The following is a 16,300-nucleotide window of genomic DNA, read 5'->3' as shown; positions in this document are numbered from 1 at the left end:
CCCCATGCAAACCAAGACCCTGCTTCAAGCCGCCCTTGCCACCGCGTTTGCCAGCCTGGCCGGCGCCGCTTTCGCCCAGGTACCGGCAGGTTATCCGGCCGACTACCAGAAGATCATCGACGCGGCCAAGAAGGAAGGCAAGGTGGTGATCTACAGCGCCACCGACAGCAAGGCCGCCGCGCCGCTGATCAAGGATTTCAGCGCCCTGTATCCTGGCATCTCGGTCGAATACAACGACATGAATTCCACCGAAGTGTATAACCGCTTCATTTCCGAAGTGGCCGCCGGCGGCAACACGGCCGACGTGATGTGGTCTTCGGCGATGGACTTGCAGATGCGCCTGGCCTCCGATGGCTACGCCCTGAAATACAAGTCGGTCGAAGCGGCCAAGATCCCCGGCTGGGCCATGTGGGACGACCAGGCCTACGGCACCACGTTCGAGCCGGCCGCCATCGTCTATAACAAGCGTTTGCTCGACCCGAAGGAAGTGCCGAAGAACCACGACGACTTCGTCAAGCTGATCGCCACGCCGAAGTTCAAGGACAAGGTCACCACCTACGACATCGAGAAATCGGGCGTGGGCTTCATGTTCATGGCGCAGGATGCGAAGGAATATCCGCAATTCCTGGCGCTGCAAAACGCGTTCGGCACGGCCAAGGTGCGCGTGCAGTCGTCGACGGGCACCATGATGGAGCGTATCTCGTCCGGTGAAAACCTGATCGGCTACAACGTGCTGGGTTCCTACGCGCTGGTGCGCGCCAAGACCGACCCGTCGATCGGCGTGGTGCTGCCCAAGGATTACACCCTGATCCTGTCGCGCGTACAGTTCATCAACAAGAACGCGAAGAACGTCAACGCCAGCAAGCTGTGGCTCGATTACATCCTGTCGCACCGCGGCCAGACCATCATCGCCAACGGCGCCAAGCTGTTCGCCATCCGCGCCGACGTCACGGGCGAGACCACCTCGGCGGAACTGATCAAGGAAATCGGCACGGCCAACGTCAAGCCGATTCCCGTGCATCCGATCATCCTGCAATTCCTGGGGCCAGCCAAGCGCATGGCCTTCCTGAAGCAATGGAAAGAAACAGCCGGCAAAAAATAACGCCGACTTAGCCGCCCGCGAGCCTGGCTGCGGGCGCACGCCGTACCCTTCATTCATTGGATTCATCATGCAAACTGCTATCTTGCCGCTGCCTGCACGGTCGCGCTCTCCCTTGTCGCGCCTGAACTGGCCGCGCGGCGTGGTCGTGGCGATTACCCTGGTCGCCATTTTCCTGCCGCTGTTCCTGATTTTTTACCAAAGCTTTTTGAACGCGCCCTTCTTCATGCCGGTGCGCGAATTCGGCTTTGATTCCTACCGTTTCATCTTCGATGATCCCGATTTCGCCATGGCCTTCAAGAATGGCCTGATGCTGGCCTTCGGCCTGACCGTCATCGCCGTGCCGCTGGGCGGCATGCTGGCCTTCCTGATGGTGCGCACGGATTTGCCGGGCCGCGGCTGGGTGGCGCCCATGCTGCTGGTGCCGATCTTTGTCTCGCCGATGGTGATGGGCTTTGGCTACGTCGTCTCGATGGGACCCGTGGGCTTCTATTCGATCTGGGCCAAGGAGCTGCTGGGCTTCGTGCCCTGGAATATCTATTCCTTCACCAGCATCGTCATCATCGCCGGCCTGACGCACGTGCCGCACGTCTACCTGTATGCCTCGTCGGCGCTGAAAAGCCTGGGTTCGGACGTGGAAGAAGCGGCCCGCGTGGCCGGCGCTTCGCCGATCCAGGTGATGCTCAATGTGTCGCTGCCGATGATCATGCCTGCACTGGCGTATGCGGGCGTGCTGGTGTTCTTCCTCGGCTTCGAGGTGTTCGGTCTGGTGTTGGTGCTCGGTGATCCGGAAGGCCATCTGGTGCTGCCGACCTATCTGTACAAGCTGACGAACAAACTGGGCACGCCGTCGTACCATCTGATGGCCGCCGTCGCCGTCTGCCTGGTGATGGTGACCATGCCGCTGGTGATGATACAGCGCTGGCTGCTGAAATCGGCCAACAAATACGTGTCGATCAAGGGCAAGGGCGCGCGCAGCAAGGCCATGCCGCTGGGCCGCTGGAAATGGCTGGCGTTTGCCTTGCTGGCCGGCTGGCTGATCTTCACCATCATCCTGCCGTTGACGGGCATCGTGCTGCGCTCTTTCGTGCAGTACTGGGGCGAAGGCGTGCACCTGGCCGACGTGCTGACGTTGCAGCATTTCCGCGACATTTTCGACCAGCCTTCGCTGGTGCGCGGCATCGTCAACACCATCCTGATCGGCGTCGTCGGCGGCGCGCTGGCCGTGGGCTGCTACAGCTTCATCGCGCTGGCCATGCACCGCAAGCAGGACGGCATCACGCGCCTGCTCGATTACAGCGTGCTGGTGCCGCGCGCCGTGCCAGGCCTCTTGGCCGGCCTGTCGTTCCTGTGGGTGTTCCTGTTCGTGCCGGCCTGGCTCGACGGCATATTGAAAGGCATGGACAACGGCGTGGCCCTGTGGCTGAGCGGCCATGTGATTCCTGTGCTGCGCGAAGTGCGCTCGACGATCTTCGCCCTGTGGCTCGCGTATTCAGTGGTGTGGATGGCTTACGGCATGCGCCTCATTTCCACGGCGCTGCTGCAGGTGGGACCGGAGCTGGAAGAGGCGGCGCGCGCCGTCGGCGCCAGCCGTGGCCAGGTGACGCGCGACGTGACCCTGCCGCTGATCAAATACGGCTTGCTGGGCGCCTGGCTGATGGTGTTCCTGATCTTCGAGCGCGAATATTCGACGGGCGTATACCTGCTCTCGCCGGGCACGGAAGTGATCGGCGCCATGCTGGTGTCGCTGTGGGCGGGCGGCTCGACCGACCTGGTGGCGGCGCTGTCCTTCATCAATATCACCCTGGTGGCCATCGGCCTGGGCATCGCGCTGCGCTTTGGCGTGAAGTTACATAACTGAGCTGCATAACTAAGAATAGACTGAGACCACATCATGAATGAATTGACCGTCAATGAGCTGTACCTGGACTACGGCACCGGCGCCGCCGCCAACCAGATCCTGAAAGGTGTTTCGATGCACCTGCAAAAAGGTGAAGTGGTCGCCCTGCTGGGGCCTTCGGGCAGCGGCAAGACCACCTTGCTGCGCGCCGTCGCCGGGCTGGAAAGCCCGAAGGCGGGCACCATCCAGATCGGCGAGCGCAATGTCTTCGACGGCGCGAAGCATTTCGAGATGCCGGCCGAGCATCGCAACCTGGGACTGGTGTTCCAGTCGTACGCGCTGTGGCCGCACAAGACCGTGTTCGACAACGTCGCCTACGGCCTAAAATTGCGCAAGATGGGCAGCACGGAAATCGCCGCGCGCATCAAGGAAGTGCTGACGCAGCTGGGACTCGGACACCTGGGCGAGCGCTATCCGCACCAGCTGTCCGGCGGCCAGCAGCAGCGCGTGGCGATCGCCCGCGCGCTCGTGTACAACCCGCCCGTGATCCTGCTCGACGAACCGCTGTCGAACCTGGACGCCAAGCTGCGCGAGGAAGCGCGCGCCTTCCTGCGCGAACTGATCGTGCGCCTGGGCCTGTCGGCCCTGATGGTGACGCATGACCAGGGCGAGGCGATGGCCATTTCCGACCGTATCCTGCTGCTCAATAACGGCAAGATCGAGCAGCAGGGCACGCCGCAAAGCATGTATGAAACGCCGGACACCCTGTTCACGGCCGAATTCATGGGCAGTAACAATCGTCTGCCCGGCAAGGTCGTGCAGCGCGAAGGCAAGCAGGTGCGCCTGCTGGTCGATGGCGCCTCCATGCAGGGCGTGGCGCGTGGCGCCAACGCGGGCACGGAAGTGACCACCATGATCCGCGTCGAGGAAGTGAAGATCAGCGCCACGCAGGTGGAGAACGCCATCGAACTGCCGCTGCTGACCTGCATGTATCTGGGCGACCGCTGGGAGTGTCTGTTCGAGCGCGGCGGCGCCGAGAACATCAGCCTGCGCGCGTATTCGCGCCACAAGCTCGAGGCAGGCAAGTACTGGCTGCACATGCCGGCCGATAAGCTCTGGGTGTTTTAACGGTGCCGTGGTGGCCGCGCTGGCGCGCAGTCGGCGCAGCGCTGGCCACGGGTTTGCTGGGCGCCGCCATCTGCCTGTGGCTGCACACGCCGCTGCCGTGGATGATCGGCCCCCTGTTTGCCACGGCCGCGCTGCGCCTGGCGGGGCGCGAACTGGCTTGTCCCGTGCGCGTGCGGGAAGCGGGACAGTGGGCCATCGGCACGGCCTTGGGTCTGTATTTCACGGCGCCCGTGCTGGCCGTGCTCACCGTCTATACGCCATGGATCGCCGGCGCCGTGTTGTTCGCGCTGGCGCTGGGAGCGTCCGGCGCCATGCTGCTGCGTCGCCTCTCCGGCGTCGACCATGCCACCGCCTTCTTTGCCATGGCCGTGGGTGGCGCATCCGAGATGGCGGTGCAGAGCGAGCGCCATGGCGCCGACGTGGGCAAGGTGGCCGCCGCGCACAGCCTGCGCATGATGCTGGTGGTGGCGACCATCCCGTTCGGCGTGCGCTACTGGGGCAGCCATGGCCTGGCAGAAGGGCATGAGACTTTCGTGCCCGGCGCCGCGCTGGTCGACTATGGCGGGCTGGCGCTGCTGGTCGGCATCACGGTGCTGGCGGCCCTCGCATTAAAACGGGGCCGGCTGCCCAACGCGTGGGTCATCGGCCCGCTGCTGGCCGCGCTGCTGCTGACGGCCTGCGGCATCCATCTGTCGCGCCTGCCCGAATGGATGATACGCGTGGGCCAGCTGTTCATCGGCATCGCCCTGGGCACGCGCTTCACTCCCGCCTTCCTGCATGCTGCTCCCCGCTACCTGGCCGGCGTGGCTCTGTGCAGTATCCTGATGCTGCTGCTGGCGGCCGCCTTCGGACTGGGCCTGTCGCACTGGCTGGGCATCCATCCCGGCACGGCCATCCTGGCCACCTCGCCCGGCGGCATCGCGGAAATGTCGCTGACGGCCAAGGCCCTGCATCTGGGCGTCCCCATCGTCACGGCCTTCCACGTGGCGCGCATGGTAGTGCTGGTATTGCTGATCGGACCGCTGTTTCGCCTGCTGCCGCGTCCTTAATTTCCCCGCACAACGATTTCCTGCACCTGCGGTTCGCGCTGGCGCATGAAGCGCACGATGGAGTCCACCGTGACGACGTCGATCTGGCGCGTCATGCGGCGTTCGAACGGGTGATCGTCGAAAGCGATATTGGCGCGGAACATGCGCGCGCCCAGGCGCGTGGCGGCCGGTATGCTGAGCGTTTGCGGCGCGTAGCTGGCGCTGCGCAGCCAGCCTTGCGCTTCGGCGCGCGTTTCGATCTTGCCCGGCTCGTTGCTGGCAGCGGCCAGGGTTTCCAGCACCCACTGGTTCGAGTTCTGGTACTTGGTGGAAAACGGATAGGCCAGCATATTGTAGTGCGGCTCATGCAGGCGCTTGGGCGTGTTCGACGTCAGCAGGCGCACCAACTGCTGCTGCGTATCCTGGCCGGGAATCAGGATCAGGGTTTCATACATGAACACGTCATCCATGAAGAAATTGCCCAAGCCTTCGTTGTACAGCGACGATTGCGCCGTGCCGCATTCATTGAGTTCATGCACCACCAGCCAGCGGCCCTTCGGGTGGTCGCGCCAGGCCAGCGCCATGTGCGAATAGCGCAAATTGTACTTCGACAGGTCTTGCCCGGCGCGCGCCACCAGCGCCACTTGCGCGCCCGAACCATCGAGCGCCTGCAGGGTCTTTTGCGCCAGGTCCATCGATTTGACGAGGGTGGTCGCATCCGTTGGCTTTTCCTCGCACGAGCGTCCCGCATGGGCGGCGCCGGCCAGGGCCAGGCTGATGATCATGACAGTCAGGCGTTTCATGGGTTCACGCTTTCGAATGGTGGAGGATGGCATTGCCGGCCGCATCCGGCACATAGGCGATGGCCTTGCCCGACAGTACCAGCATGTGGCCCGTCGAGACGGCAACCACCTGGATGGCCGTGCCGGCCGCCAGCGACAGGCCTTGCGCGGCTTTCTGGCTCAGTTTGACGGAGGCCGTGGCCGCCTGCGAGGCGCCCCTGGCTGCGCTCTTCAGCACGAGGACGCTGCCGTCGGCCACGTCTTCCACCTTGTCGATGACGATTTCACCGGCGGCGGCCAGCACCGACATGGAGCCGACGAGCACGATGGCCGATGCCATGCTGGCGTTGTCGGATGCGTTGGTGGTGTCGGAATTGGCGGCCTGGGCCAGCGGCGCCATGGTGGCGGCGCACAGCAGGGCGGTGGCGAGCAGATGTTTCATGGGATTTCCGTTCTTCATTGGTGGTTACACTTTGGAGTGGTGCAGCAGCGCCTTGCCCAGTTCGTTCGGGATAAAGGCGATGGCCTTGCCGGATAGAACCAGCATGTGGCCGGTGGACAGCGCCACCACGTTGACCACGGTGCCGGCCGCCAGCGACAGGCCCTTGGCCGCTTGTGTGCTCATCTGGATGGAAGCGCCGCCCGCTTCGGACGCGCCTTTCAGCACGATGACGATGCCTTCGCCCACCGTTTCCACGCTGGCGACCACCACCTGGCCGGAGGCGACCAGCATCGACATGGAGCCGGCGACGACGATGGCGGAACCCTGGCTGAGGTTTTGCGAGCCTTTCGACAGGTTCTCCGAGGCGGCGGCGTGGACCAGGCCGGGAGCGGCCACGGAGAGCGTCAACAGCGACAGGGACAGGCAGAGGGGCAGCAGGCGTTTCATGTGTTTCTCCTTCAAGTGTGCCAAGTGGCAACGCCATCATTGTAGACTGTGGGCAATTGGTCAATGAAAACGCTACTCGTAGCGGGCAGGCATACCGCAGGTAGCGTATTGCGCTACTTTTTTGCCGCCAGAACCGATGCCATTTTTATAAAGGAAATGCATGCCGCAAACCCACGCCTTGATCGAAGCCTTGAAACGCCTGTTGAAAGCGCGCGCCGTCACGTATGCCGAGCTGGCCCAGCGCATCGGCGTATCCGAAGCCAGCGTCAAGCGGATGTTTTCGCAGAAGCAATTTACCCTGCAACGCCTGGACCAGATCCTGGTGGCCATCGGCAGCGATTTCCAGCAGCTGGCGCTGGCCGTGCAGTCTGCCCAGGCCGCGCCCACCCTGATCACGGGACTGACATATGCGCAGGAAAAGGAAATCATCGAGGACACCCGGTTGTTCGTGGTGGCTGTCTCTGCCCTGAATCTGCTGCCGCTGGAACAGATCGTCGCCATCTATGACATCAGCGAGGCGCAAGCCGTGAAATACCTGCTGCGCCTCGACAAGATCGGTTTTCTGGAACTGCTGCCGAATAACCGGGTCAAACTGCTGGTGGCGCGCACGTTTGCGTGGATACCGAACGGTCCCATCCACACGTATTTCAAAAAGGAAGCCTATGGTGACTATTTGAATTCCCAATTCGATGGCGAGACGGAATTGCTGCGTTTGGTGAACGTGATGCTGTCGAAAAAATCCACGGCGGCCTTGCTGGAACGCCTGAAGCAAGTGGCGGTGGAATTCTCGCAGCAACACCAAGAAGACGCGCGCCTGCCCGGCGATGAGCGTCTGGCCATCAGCTTCATGCTGGCGGCGCGCCCCTGGATGCCGCAGACGTTCAAGGCGTTGCTGCGGCAGTGAGAGTGCAAGCCGGTCGATAAGCAAGCCAGCTAGCCTGTAAGCAAGCCGCCAGCAAGCCAGCAAGCAAGCAGTGAAGCCAGCAAGTCAGTACGCCGAATAAAGCCATTTGTGTAAAGCCATTCGTGGCGCCTGGTCTTTCTGGTCGCTAGTCTGGCCGCTGGCCGCTGGCCGCTGGCCGCGCCTGTTTGCGCCATCCTCCATTGCTTGCCGGCCCATTGCTTGCGGGTCCATCTATTGCTGGCCCGTTTGCTGTGGGCCTGATTTCTGCTGCCCCGTTTGTTCCTCTTGTTCCTGTTGTTCCTGTTTCATTTGCGACAGCAAGCGCCAGGCAAAGAAGCCCAGCACGCCCACGCCCAGCAGCAGTGCGCCCCACAGCGCGGCCAGGCGCCACGGTGCCCCGTCCTTTGTGACGCGTGCGGGTGCCGCCGCGCCCCCGTTGGGGTGGAGCGGGCCGGCGCTGGCCGTCTTGAGTGCCAGCAATTCGTCCGTCTTGAAGCCGGGCGCCACCTGCGACAGCGGTTGCGCCACGGCGGCGGCGTTGCTGTTGCCGAATGCCAGCTGATAAGGCAGCTTGCCGCTGGCCAGGAAAACGACGGTAGCCGGTGTCCAGCCCAGGCGCAGGGCGGGCGCATCGCTGGCGTCGAGCTGGAGTTCCGTGGCCGTCTGCAGTACCCATTCGCCCGTTTGCGTCACGGGCATGGCCAGGTCGCCCGAGATCCTCTCCTTGCCATCGAGGCCGATGCGGTAAAACGTCGTGCTCAGCAGGGGATCGAAATACGCGCCTTGCGCGGGACGCGCCTGGTGGCGCAGGGGCAGCCGGTGCCGGGGAACATAGCTGTTCTGGCGATACACGCCCAGGGTCACGGGCAGCACCACATTGTTGCGCGTCAATTGCAGGGCGATGCTGTCGGCGGGAATGGCGAGGGGCGTGGCGTAGCGCCATTCATTCGCCTGCTTGCCGGGCAAGCCTTGCAGCACGATGGAGGCGCGCGCTGGGGCGATCTCCGTTTCGCTGACGGCTTGCGCCGTGATCGCCGCAAAGGCCAGCGGTTCGCCCGCTTGCCAGCTCAGGCGCGCATAGCGGAAGGCGCGCGGCGCAAAGGCGATGCTGTCGTTGGCCAGGGTCTGCGTGTCGCTGTTGCTGAGCCAATTCAGGGTGGTGGTGCCGATGGCGTCCCATTGCTTCAGGTCATCGCTCACTTCCAGCAGCACTTGCGCACTGTAATTGTCGGTGCGGGCCGGTGGCGTGAAGCGCAAGGCGGCGATACGCTTGTCTTGCGTCTGCTTGCCCAGGTCGAGGATCAGCGCCTGCAGCGTCGCCGTGGTCGCCGCCGTGCCGGCGCGCGTGCTGACCGACAGCAAACGGCCATCGTCCGCCGTGCGGATATCGATGCCTTGCAATCCATCGCCAGTTGCCGGCGCGCCCGTCACGGGGAAAATGCGGGCAGGAATGGCAGTCCGTTGCGTGGCCGATTGCGCGGGCGGCGCGCCGATGGCGTAGGCCAGGCGCTTGCCGTCGGCGTCGAACAGGCGCACGTCCGCCAGGCTGGCCGAGCTGGCGTGCAGGTAGACGTCCCTGGGCAATGTCAGTTGGACGATGCCGGCGCCGGCCGGCACCTGCACGGGCATGCTCCAGGCATAGTCCTGTGGCCGGTCCTGGCCAGGCGCTGCCAGCGCGGCGCCTGCCACCAGCAGGCTGCAGCAGATCAATGAGGGCTTCATGCGGCTCCTTGTTGCGGTTCGGCTGAAGCGGGCGCGGCAGCCTTGGGAAACGGCGCCAGGTAGCCGATCAAGACCATCAGCAAACCGACGCCCACGAAGGAGACGATGCGCTCGATGCCGCCCACGTTCGACAGGTCGATCAGGAACAGTTTCAGGACGACCAGACCCAGCAGCACGGCGCCCAGGCTCCATTGCTGGCGCCGCTGCTGGCGCGCCGCGTGGCGCATCAGCAGCAGGGCCGTCACGCTCCACACCAGCGACAGCATCGCTTGCACGAACTGCGAGGCCAGCATGGCGTCAAAGGTGTAGGGCACGCCCAGGTACTGCGACACCGTGCGCAGCAGCATCAGGTTGAACCAGCCATACAGCAGGCACGCGGCCACGACGGGCAAGCGCGCCTGCCACACGGCGGGCAGCGGCATCTGGCCCGCCGGCAGCAAGCGGTAGCTGGCAACGGCCAGCAGGACGGCAAAACCCGTGCTCAGGTCCAGCGGATTGAGCAATGGCAAGTACGGCAGCGGTGCCATGGCGCCGTCGTCGAAAATGTTCCATGCGGCGATCAGCAGCAGCGACCATGCCGCCGCCAGCGGTATCAGATAACGCTGGTACCACGCCGCAATCGGCGCCACCGGCCAGGCGCCAGCGCGGCAGCGGCGGATCAGCCAAGCCAGCACCAGCATCATGGCCCAGGCCGGCAAGTAGCGGGCCCAGGCAGGGCTGACGCTGCCTTCATGCTGTGCCAGCCAGGCGCTGACCTGCATGGCGCCAAGCGGCCACAGCATCAGCCAGGGCGCGGCCGTGCGCAGCGTATGCAGCAGGCGCAGCGCACGCACGTCGAGTTGCCAGCCCGCTTGCGGCCAGGCCAGCAGCAGGTATTCTCCTGCCGCCAGGGCACTGGCCAAAGCCAGCCAGCTCAGGCCGGTCGGCAGGTAGTCGCGCAGGTACAGCGCCAGCAACAGGTTGGCGCTCCACAGGCCCAGGCCAATCCAGGCGGCCACGCTGATCCAGCGCAGCTGCGGCCAATCGAGGCGCCGCGCCAGGAGGGCGAACGCGGGCGTCGTGACGCAGACGGCGATCAGGTACAGCGCCAGCCAGTGTTCGCCCGCGTGCACTTGCAGCTCCAGGTTGCCGTCGATCAGGCGCAGCAGCCAGCTGGTGAAGGGCACGAGGATGGCGGCAAACCACAGCAAGCCGCTCCAGGCCAGCAGGGGGGGCGCCACCAGGGCCAGCAGCTCGTCGCCGCCGCGCGCGCGCAGCGCAAGGAAACGGGCGCTGGCAAAGGCGGCGGCGCCCAGCAGCAGGGCGCTGAGGAAGGAACCGCCGAACAGGCTGGCCGGATGCTGGTCCCAGGTCCAGCTGGCGCGGCTGAGCAATATCATGCCGGCCAGGACCTGCACGGCCAGCAGCAGGGCGCGCGGCGCATGCCATTGCTCGCGCCGCGCCAGCGCCGCCAGCAGGGCTGCCACTGCCAGCGCGCTGACGGTGAGCAGGTTCAGTTGCGTGGCGGCATCCGTGCGCAGCAGGATTTCGCTCCAGATGCCGCCCAGCAGCCAGACTGTGGCGGCCGTCAGGAACAGCACGGACAGGCTGCTCATGAACTCCGGATGCAAGTGGCTGCCATGGTGGCGGAAGTTGAAGGCCATCACCAGCGCGGCGGCGGCCAGCAGCACGCAGCCGAGCCAGATGTTGGCGTCCAGGGCCGCTGCCGTATCGAGTTCCAGCATGGCGCCGAGGAAGGCAAGCCAGGCGGCCCCCTGCACCAGCAAGCCGAAGGCCCAGGCCAGCGTCTGGCGCTGGCGCAAGCCGACCCAGACGATGCCCGCGCCTTCCAGCGCCCAGGCGGCGGACGTCCAGCGGCCGTCGAGGGCGAACGGGATGGCCAGGGTGCCAAACACGATGCCCAGCGCAAGGAAGGCTTCGGCCAGCAGTTTGAAACCTGCGCGGCGCCACAGCGCCACGGCCAGTCCCGTGTAGCACAGGCCGGCAAGCAGCGCGGAAAATGCCAGGCCAAAGTCAAAGTGCCGGACCAGGCCGTATTGCAGGCCCATCGCCGCCAGCGGCGTGCCGAAGACCAGGGTGCCATCCACGTAGTGCTTGAGGCGCGGCGCCTGGCGCGCGCAGTAGGCGATCGCGATGCCGATATAGAACAGCACGAACAGGATCAGGAACAGTTGCGTCGACAGGTAGTGCTCGGGCGAGTAGCGCAGCAGGCCCCAGGTGGTGGCGACGACAAAGGTAAAGCCAAAGCTCAGCACATTCAGGACGCGCCAGGCGCGTTTCAGGGCGATGGCGAAGACGCCCGCGTTGAGCAGCGCGTAATAGCTGAACAGGCCGATATGGTTGCCGCTGCCCGTCGACACGAGCAGGGGTACGGCAAAGCCGCCGACGATGCCGAAGACGGCCAGCCAGACGGCGTTTTGCAGCACGGCCAGCAGGCACGTGAACGCCGTCAGCACGAACAGCACGGCAAACGCCAGGCCAGCCGGGATCAGTTCATACAGGCGGAAGGCGCCAAACGTCACCAGCATCAATATCGCCAGCGCCGTGCCCTGCAGCGGCAGGCTGATGCCGGGACGGCTGAGGCGGATGCGCCAGGCCCAGGCCAGCAGGGCAATATCGGCCAGCGCGATGCCGGCCAGGCGCAGCTCGATGGGCAGCGTGACCTGGGCCGACACGTATTTGAGCAGGAAGCTGACGCCGAGGAAGAGGATCAGCAAGCCCAGCTTGGCGACCAGGTTGCCCGTGAATAGCCAGTTTTTCGCCTTGGCAACGAGGCCGTCCGGGTGCGCGATCCAGGACGGGGTATTCGGGACGGCAGGGGCGGGTCTGGCGGGGGGCGGCGGAGCCGGTTTCGGCGCCACGGGGGCTTCTGCTGCGGAGGCTGTTGCCGGCACTGCTGCCGGCGCGACCTGCGTCACCTCGGCCACCTTGATCGCGGCTGCTTGCGGCACGGAGGCGGGCGTCGGCAAAGGCGTCGGCGCCGCCACTGTCACTGGCGCCGCGCTGGCGGGCACGGCGGGTGCAACGGGCACGACGGGCGTCGCCGCAGGCGCTTCGCCCTGGCCTTCCAGCGTCCGCAGGCGCTGCTGGATGCCGTCGACTTCCTTGCGCAGGCGCGCAGTCAGCAATTCCAGATCCGCCACCTTGCGGCGGTACTGCAGCACCAGCACGAAGGCGGTAATCAGCAAGCCAAGGATGAACAGCGTGATCAATCCAAACATGGGGCAGCTTTCCTGAAAGGGCAGGGCGAAGGCGCCCGATGTATGCGCACATTACCTTATTATCAAGAAACAAGCGATTTCTGTTGTGTCAGGGCAAGTGCCAGGAAGTGTGTTCGGCGGCAAGGCAAGCATGGGGCCGGAGCGGGCTTTTCATATTGATGCCAAGCAAGATGTCGACATTCAGATTGTCGTGCGCAAGATAGTGCTGTATTTTAGCAATTCCTTAATTGCCAGTTCCCCATGCCATGAGTCAAAGCAGCCAGTTCTCCTTATTGTCGCAGCGCCGTTTCGGGCCCTTCTTCTGGACCCAGTTCTTTGGCGCCTTCAACGACAATCTGTTCAAGACGGCCTTGATGGTGATCCTCGCCTACGATGCGCTGAGCTGGACCACGCTCGACCCGTCCACCATCACCAACCTGATTCCCGGCCTGTTCATCCTGCCCTACGTCGTGTTTTCAGCCACGGCGGGCCAGCTGGCCGACAAGTTCGAAAAGGCGGGCCTGGCCCGTTTCGTGAAATGGATGGAACTGGCCATCATGGCCATGGCCGCCGCTGGCTGGATGACGCATACCCTGTGGCTGCTGGTGGCCGCCGTCGTGGGCATGGGCGTGCATTCGACCCTGTTCGGCCCCGTCAAATATGCCTACCTGCCGCAGCAGCTCAAACCCGAGGAACTGGTTGGCGGCAATGGCCTGATCGAGATGGGCACCTTTGTCGGCATTTTATTGGGCGAAATCCTCGGCGCCGTGTTGATCGTGCACAAGCCGCTGGGCGTGGAACTGGTGGCGGGCGCGACGATTGCCGTGGCCGTCTTCGGCCTCATCGCCAGCTACCGCGTGCCGCGCACGCCGGCGCCCGAGCCGGACTTGAAGGTGAGCCTGAATTTCGTCGCCGAATCGTTCCGCAACCTGAATTTTTCGCGCAAGAACCGTCCCGTCTTCCTGGCCATGCTGGGTAACTCCTGGTTCTGGTTCTATGGCGCCCTGATCCTGGCGCAGTTCCCCGTGTATTCGAAGGATTTCCTGCATGGCGACCACAGCGTGTTCGTACTGCTGCTGACCGTGTTTTCCGTCGGCATCGGCACGGGTTCCTTGCTGTGCGAACGCCTGTCCGGCCACAAGATCGAAATCGGCCTGGTGCCGTTCGGTTCCATCGGCCTGTCGCTGTTCGGCATCGACCTGTATTTCGCCAGCAACGCGTATGCGAATACGCAAGTGGTCGATGCGCTGGCCTTTGTCAGCCAGGCGGGCGTGCCGCGCATCTTGCTCGACATCGTCATGATCGGCGTCTTCGGCGGCTTCTTCATCGTGCCCCTGTTCGCCCTGATCCAGACGCGCTGCGACCCGAAACACATTTCGCGCACGATTGCAGGCATGAATATCCTGAACGCCCTGTTCATGGTGGCGGCCGCCGGCGTGGCCATCGTGCTGCTGGGCCAGGGGTTTACGATTCCGCAATTGTTCCTCGTCACGGCCATCCTGAATGCGTTGGTGGCGGCCTACATCTTCTCGCTGGTGCCGGAATTCCTCATGCGTTTCCTCGCGTGGATACTGATACAGACCGTGCACCGCGTCAAAGTCGTCGATGGCGAGCGCATCCCGACGGAAGGGGCGGCCGTGCTGGTGTGCAACCACGTCAGCTATGTGGACGCCATCGTCATCATGGCGGCCAGCCCCCGCCCCATCCGTTTCGTCATGGACCACCGCATCTTCAAGATGCCGCTGATGGGCTGGATTTTCCGCACGGCCAAGGCGATTCCCATCGCGCCGGCCAAGGAAGATCCTTTCCTCATGGAAAAGGCCTTCATTGATATCGCGCAAGCGCTGCACGAAGGCGAACTGGTGTGCATCTTCCCGGAAGGCAAGCTGACGCGCACGGGCCAGATCAGCGAATTCAAGGGCGGCATCGCGAAAATCGTCGAGCGCAGCAAGGTGCCCGTGATTCCGCTGGCGCTGCGCGGCTTGTGGGGTCATCTGCTGAGCCATCGCAATGGCCATTTGTTCGAGCGCGCCTTCAAGGCGGGCTTGCGCTCGCGCCTGTCGCTGGCCGTGGGCATGCCCGTGGCGCCCGAGGCCGCCACGCCGGAACTGTTGCAGCAAAAGGTGCAGGAATTGCGCGGCAAATGGAAATAAACGCTATTTTGTCTGCGTAGCTGTCCCCGTCCGCCGCGCCAGGCGCTGTTCCAGCAGGGCGGCGATGGCGGCGAAGTCCACCGGTTTCGTCAGGTGATGGTCGAAACCGGCTTGTTCCGTGCGCGAGCGCGCCTCTCCCCAGCCCGTCAGGGCGATCAGCAGCACCTCGCGCCCCTGTGCACGCTCGCGTATCTGGCGTGCCGCCTCATAGCCATCCATGTCCGGCATGCCCAGGTCCATCACGACCAGTTGCGGCCACGACCTGTCGACGGCTGCCAGGGCTTGCGCGCCGCCATACGCGACGCTGGCGGCATAGCCCTCGAGCTGGAACAGGCTTTGCAAGGCATCGGCCGCATCGAGGTTGTCGTCCACCACCAGCACTTGCACGGGCTGGCCAGCGCCGGCGGGCGTCTCGCTGCCGGCAGCCGCCGGCGTGGCCGGGGCGGCTGCCTGGGCGTCGCCGGCGCTGGCCGGCAGGGTGACGATGAAGCGGCTGCCGCGGCCGGGGCCGTCGCTGTACGCTTCGATGTTGCCGCCATGCATCTCGGTAAATTGGCGCGCCAGGCTCAGGCCGATGCCCAGGCCGCTGGCCATCTGGCCTTCCACCGTGCGCCCCTGTTCAAACATGGAAAAGATGCGCGGGATGGCGTCCGGCTCGATGCCGATGCCGTTGTCTTCGACCGTCACCTGCAGCAAGCCTTGCGCCAGGCGCGCCGTCATGTGGATGTGGCCGCCTTCCGGCGTGAACTTCACGGCATTCGACACGATATTGGCAAAGATCTGCACCACCCTGGCATAGTCGGCGTGCAAGGTCACGGCATGCGGCGGCAACGCCTGCGTGATGCTGATGTGCCGGCTGTCGGCTGCGGGCTGGCACAGTTCGATCACATGGTTGAGTACTTGCTGTAATTCAATATTTTCCCGTTGCAGCAGTACCTTGCCGCTGGTGATGCGCGCCACGTTGAGCAAGTCATCCACCAGCCGCGTCAGGTGCGTTACCTGGCGCTCGATCACGCCGCTGACCTTGCAGACCTGCTCCGATGCGGGATACAGGTGCTTGAGCAGGGCCACCGAGGTCTTGATGGGCGCCAGCGGATTGCGCAGCTCATGGCCGAGGCTGGCTAGGAATTCATCCTTGCGCCGCTGCGTCTCGCGCACCTGGTACTGGCGCTGGCGTGCGCGCAGCATGGCGTGGGCCGAGGTGATCAGGGTCAATATGTGTAGGGGGCGTTCCAGCAGGGTCAGGTTGCCCAGGGTGGCGACGGCTTGCCGCAAAGGCAGGGAATCGAGTCCCGCGTGCGTCAGCAGGATGATGGGCAAATCGGACCAGTCCGGTTGCTGGCGGGCGTAGGCGTCGAGCACGGCGTACACGCCTGCAGGCAAGGATTCGTCCACCGTCAGCACGCCGCCGGCGCCCAGCGCCAGTTGCTCGGCCAGTTCGCCGGCGGAGCGGCAGGCGTGGCTGGCGATGGCCTCGCCGGCGAGCACCCTGGCGGCCAGGGCGGCGTCCTGGCCGCCAGGCGCGTAGATCAGGATACGCTGCTCCATGGCAACT

12 protein-coding genes are annotated in these 16,300 nt (G+C 64.6%); 6 read left to right on the top strand and 6 right to left on the bottom strand.

Features of this window, described 5'->3' with window-relative positions; all coding sequences use genetic code 11:
* Nucleotides 1-4 precede the first annotated feature (4 nt).
* The 4 genes from VPH40_RS08995 to VPH40_RS08980 all read left to right on the top strand — a co-directional run bounded on the left by VPH40_RS08995 (nt 5) and on the right by VPH40_RS08980 (nt 5,116).
* On the top strand, nt 5-1,102 hold the full coding sequence (locus VPH40_RS08995; protein WP_099667024.1) for an ABC transporter substrate-binding protein: 1,098 nt from the start codon (nt 5-7) through the stop codon (nt 1,100-1,102).
* 67 nt (nt 1,103-1,169) lie between these two features.
* Nucleotides 1,170-2,960, top strand: a complete 1,791-nt coding sequence (locus tag VPH40_RS08990) for an ABC transporter permease (protein ID WP_070219148.1) — start codon at nt 1,170-1,172, stop codon at nt 2,958-2,960.
* Nucleotides 2,961-2,993: 33 nt separating this feature from the next.
* Nucleotides 2,994-4,067, top strand: a complete 1,074-nt coding sequence (locus VPH40_RS08985) for an ABC transporter ATP-binding protein (RefSeq protein WP_099667025.1) — start codon at nt 2,994-2,996, stop codon at nt 4,065-4,067.
* A gap of 2 nt (nt 4,068-4,069) precedes the next feature.
* The gene (locus tag VPH40_RS08980; protein ID WP_328573238.1) at nt 4,070-5,116 is read left to right on the top strand and encodes an AbrB family transcriptional regulator; all 1,047 of its coding nucleotides are present in this window, start codon (nt 4,070-4,072) and stop codon (nt 5,114-5,116) included.
* Here the strand turns inward: VPH40_RS08980 and VPH40_RS08975 are convergent.
* The 3 genes from VPH40_RS08975 to VPH40_RS08965 are packed head-to-tail and all read right to left on the bottom strand — an operon-like array spanning nt 5,113 to nt 6,766.
* The gene (locus VPH40_RS08975) at nt 5,113-5,898 is read right to left on the bottom strand and encodes a DUF2145 domain-containing protein (RefSeq protein WP_328573237.1); all 786 of its coding nucleotides are present in this window, start codon (nt 5,896-5,898) and stop codon (nt 5,113-5,115) included. The genes VPH40_RS08980 and VPH40_RS08975 overlap by 4 nt on opposite strands.
* Nucleotides 5,899-5,902: 4 nt before the next feature.
* A complete protein-coding gene (locus tag VPH40_RS08970; RefSeq protein ID WP_251350457.1) occupies nt 5,903-6,319 on the bottom strand; it encodes a hypothetical protein in 417 nt (138 codons plus the stop codon).
* Between the two features lie 24 nt (nt 6,320-6,343).
* Nucleotides 6,344-6,766 (bottom strand): hypothetical protein, encoded by a 423-nt coding sequence (locus VPH40_RS08965; RefSeq protein WP_251350458.1) that lies wholly within the window; start codon nt 6,764-6,766, stop codon nt 6,344-6,346.
* A gap of 160 nt (nt 6,767-6,926) precedes the next feature.
* Here VPH40_RS08965 and VPH40_RS08960 point away from each other — a divergent pair, with 160 nt between their 5' ends.
* On the top strand, nt 6,927-7,670 hold the full coding sequence (locus VPH40_RS08960; RefSeq protein ID WP_077407465.1) for a helix-turn-helix domain-containing protein: 744 nt from the start codon (nt 6,927-6,929) through the stop codon (nt 7,668-7,670).
* Nucleotides 7,671-7,901: 231 nt separating this feature from the next.
* Here VPH40_RS08960 and VPH40_RS08955 read toward each other — a convergent pair whose 3' ends face one another.
* Both VPH40_RS08955 and VPH40_RS08950 read right to left on the bottom strand, forming a co-directional pair.
* A complete protein-coding gene (locus tag VPH40_RS08955) occupies nt 7,902-9,392 on the bottom strand; it encodes a DUF3999 family protein (protein WP_328573236.1) in 1,491 nt (496 codons plus the stop codon).
* Nucleotides 9,389-12,613, bottom strand: coding sequence for a DUF2339 domain-containing protein (locus VPH40_RS08950; RefSeq protein ID WP_328573235.1), 3,225 nt, complete (start codon nt 12,611-12,613; stop codon nt 9,389-9,391). Before VPH40_RS08950 ends, VPH40_RS08955 begins: the two co-directional genes overlap by 4 nt.
* Nucleotides 12,614-12,858: 245 nt before the next feature.
* On the opposite strand from VPH40_RS08950, the gene VPH40_RS08945 reads away from it, so the two are divergent.
* Nucleotides 12,859-14,745: an MFS transporter gene (locus VPH40_RS08945; protein WP_328573234.1), complete on the top strand. Its 1,887-nt coding sequence runs from the start codon at nt 12,859-12,861 to the stop codon at nt 14,743-14,745.
* Nucleotides 14,746-14,748: 3 nt separating this feature from the next.
* On the opposite strand, the gene VPH40_RS08940 is transcribed toward VPH40_RS08945, so the two are convergent.
* On the bottom strand, nt 14,749-16,293 hold the full coding sequence (locus VPH40_RS08940; protein WP_328573233.1) for a hybrid sensor histidine kinase/response regulator: 1,545 nt from the start codon (nt 16,291-16,293) through the stop codon (nt 14,749-14,751).
* Between the last annotated feature and the right edge of the window lie 7 nt (nt 16,294-16,300).

Origin of the sequence: Janthinobacterium sp. P210005 (genome assembly GCF_036231865.1) — a bacterium.
Classification (GTDB): Bacteria; Pseudomonadota; Gammaproteobacteria; order Burkholderiales; family Burkholderiaceae_D; genus Janthinobacterium; species Janthinobacterium kumbetense.
The sequence above is the reverse complement of the archived record's forward strand: the minus strand, read 5'-3'. Positions and strand labels throughout refer to the sequence as shown.

Bases quoted from the DNA above. Each gene is read 5' to 3' on its own strand.
- VPH40_RS08995 (WP_099667024.1), top strand. From the start codon at position 5: ATGCAAACCAAGACCCTGCTTCAAGCCGCCCTTGCCACCGCGTTTGCC.
- VPH40_RS08990 (WP_070219148.1), top strand. From the start codon at position 1,170: ATGCAAACTGCTATCTTGCCGCTGCCTGCACGGTCGCGCTCTCCCTTG.
- VPH40_RS08985 (WP_099667025.1), top strand. From the start codon at position 2,994: ATGAATGAATTGACCGTCAATGAGCTGTACCTGGACTACGGCACCGGC.
- VPH40_RS08975 (WP_328573237.1), bottom strand. From the start codon at position 5,898: ATGAAACGCCTGACTGTCATGATCATCAGCCTGGCCCTGGCCGGCGCC.
- VPH40_RS08970 (WP_251350457.1), bottom strand. From the start codon at position 6,319: ATGAAACATCTGCTCGCCACCGCCCTGCTGTGCGCCGCCACCATGGCG.
- VPH40_RS08965 (WP_251350458.1), bottom strand. From the start codon at position 6,766: ATGAAACGCCTGCTGCCCCTCTGCCTGTCCCTGTCGCTGTTGACGCTC.
- VPH40_RS08960 (WP_077407465.1), top strand. From the start codon at position 6,927: ATGCCGCAAACCCACGCCTTGATCGAAGCCTTGAAACGCCTGTTGAAA.
- VPH40_RS08955 (WP_328573236.1), bottom strand. From the start codon at position 9,392: ATGAAGCCCTCATTGATCTGCTGCAGCCTGCTGGTGGCAGGCGCCGCG.
- VPH40_RS08950 (WP_328573235.1), bottom strand. From the start codon at position 12,613: ATGTTTGGATTGATCACGCTGTTCATCCTTGGCTTGCTGATTACCGCC.
- VPH40_RS08945 (WP_328573234.1), top strand. From the start codon at position 12,859: ATGAGTCAAAGCAGCCAGTTCTCCTTATTGTCGCAGCGCCGTTTCGGG.
- VPH40_RS08940 (WP_328573233.1), bottom strand. From the start codon at position 16,293: ATGGAGCAGCGTATCCTGATCTACGCGCCTGGCGGCCAGGACGCCGCC.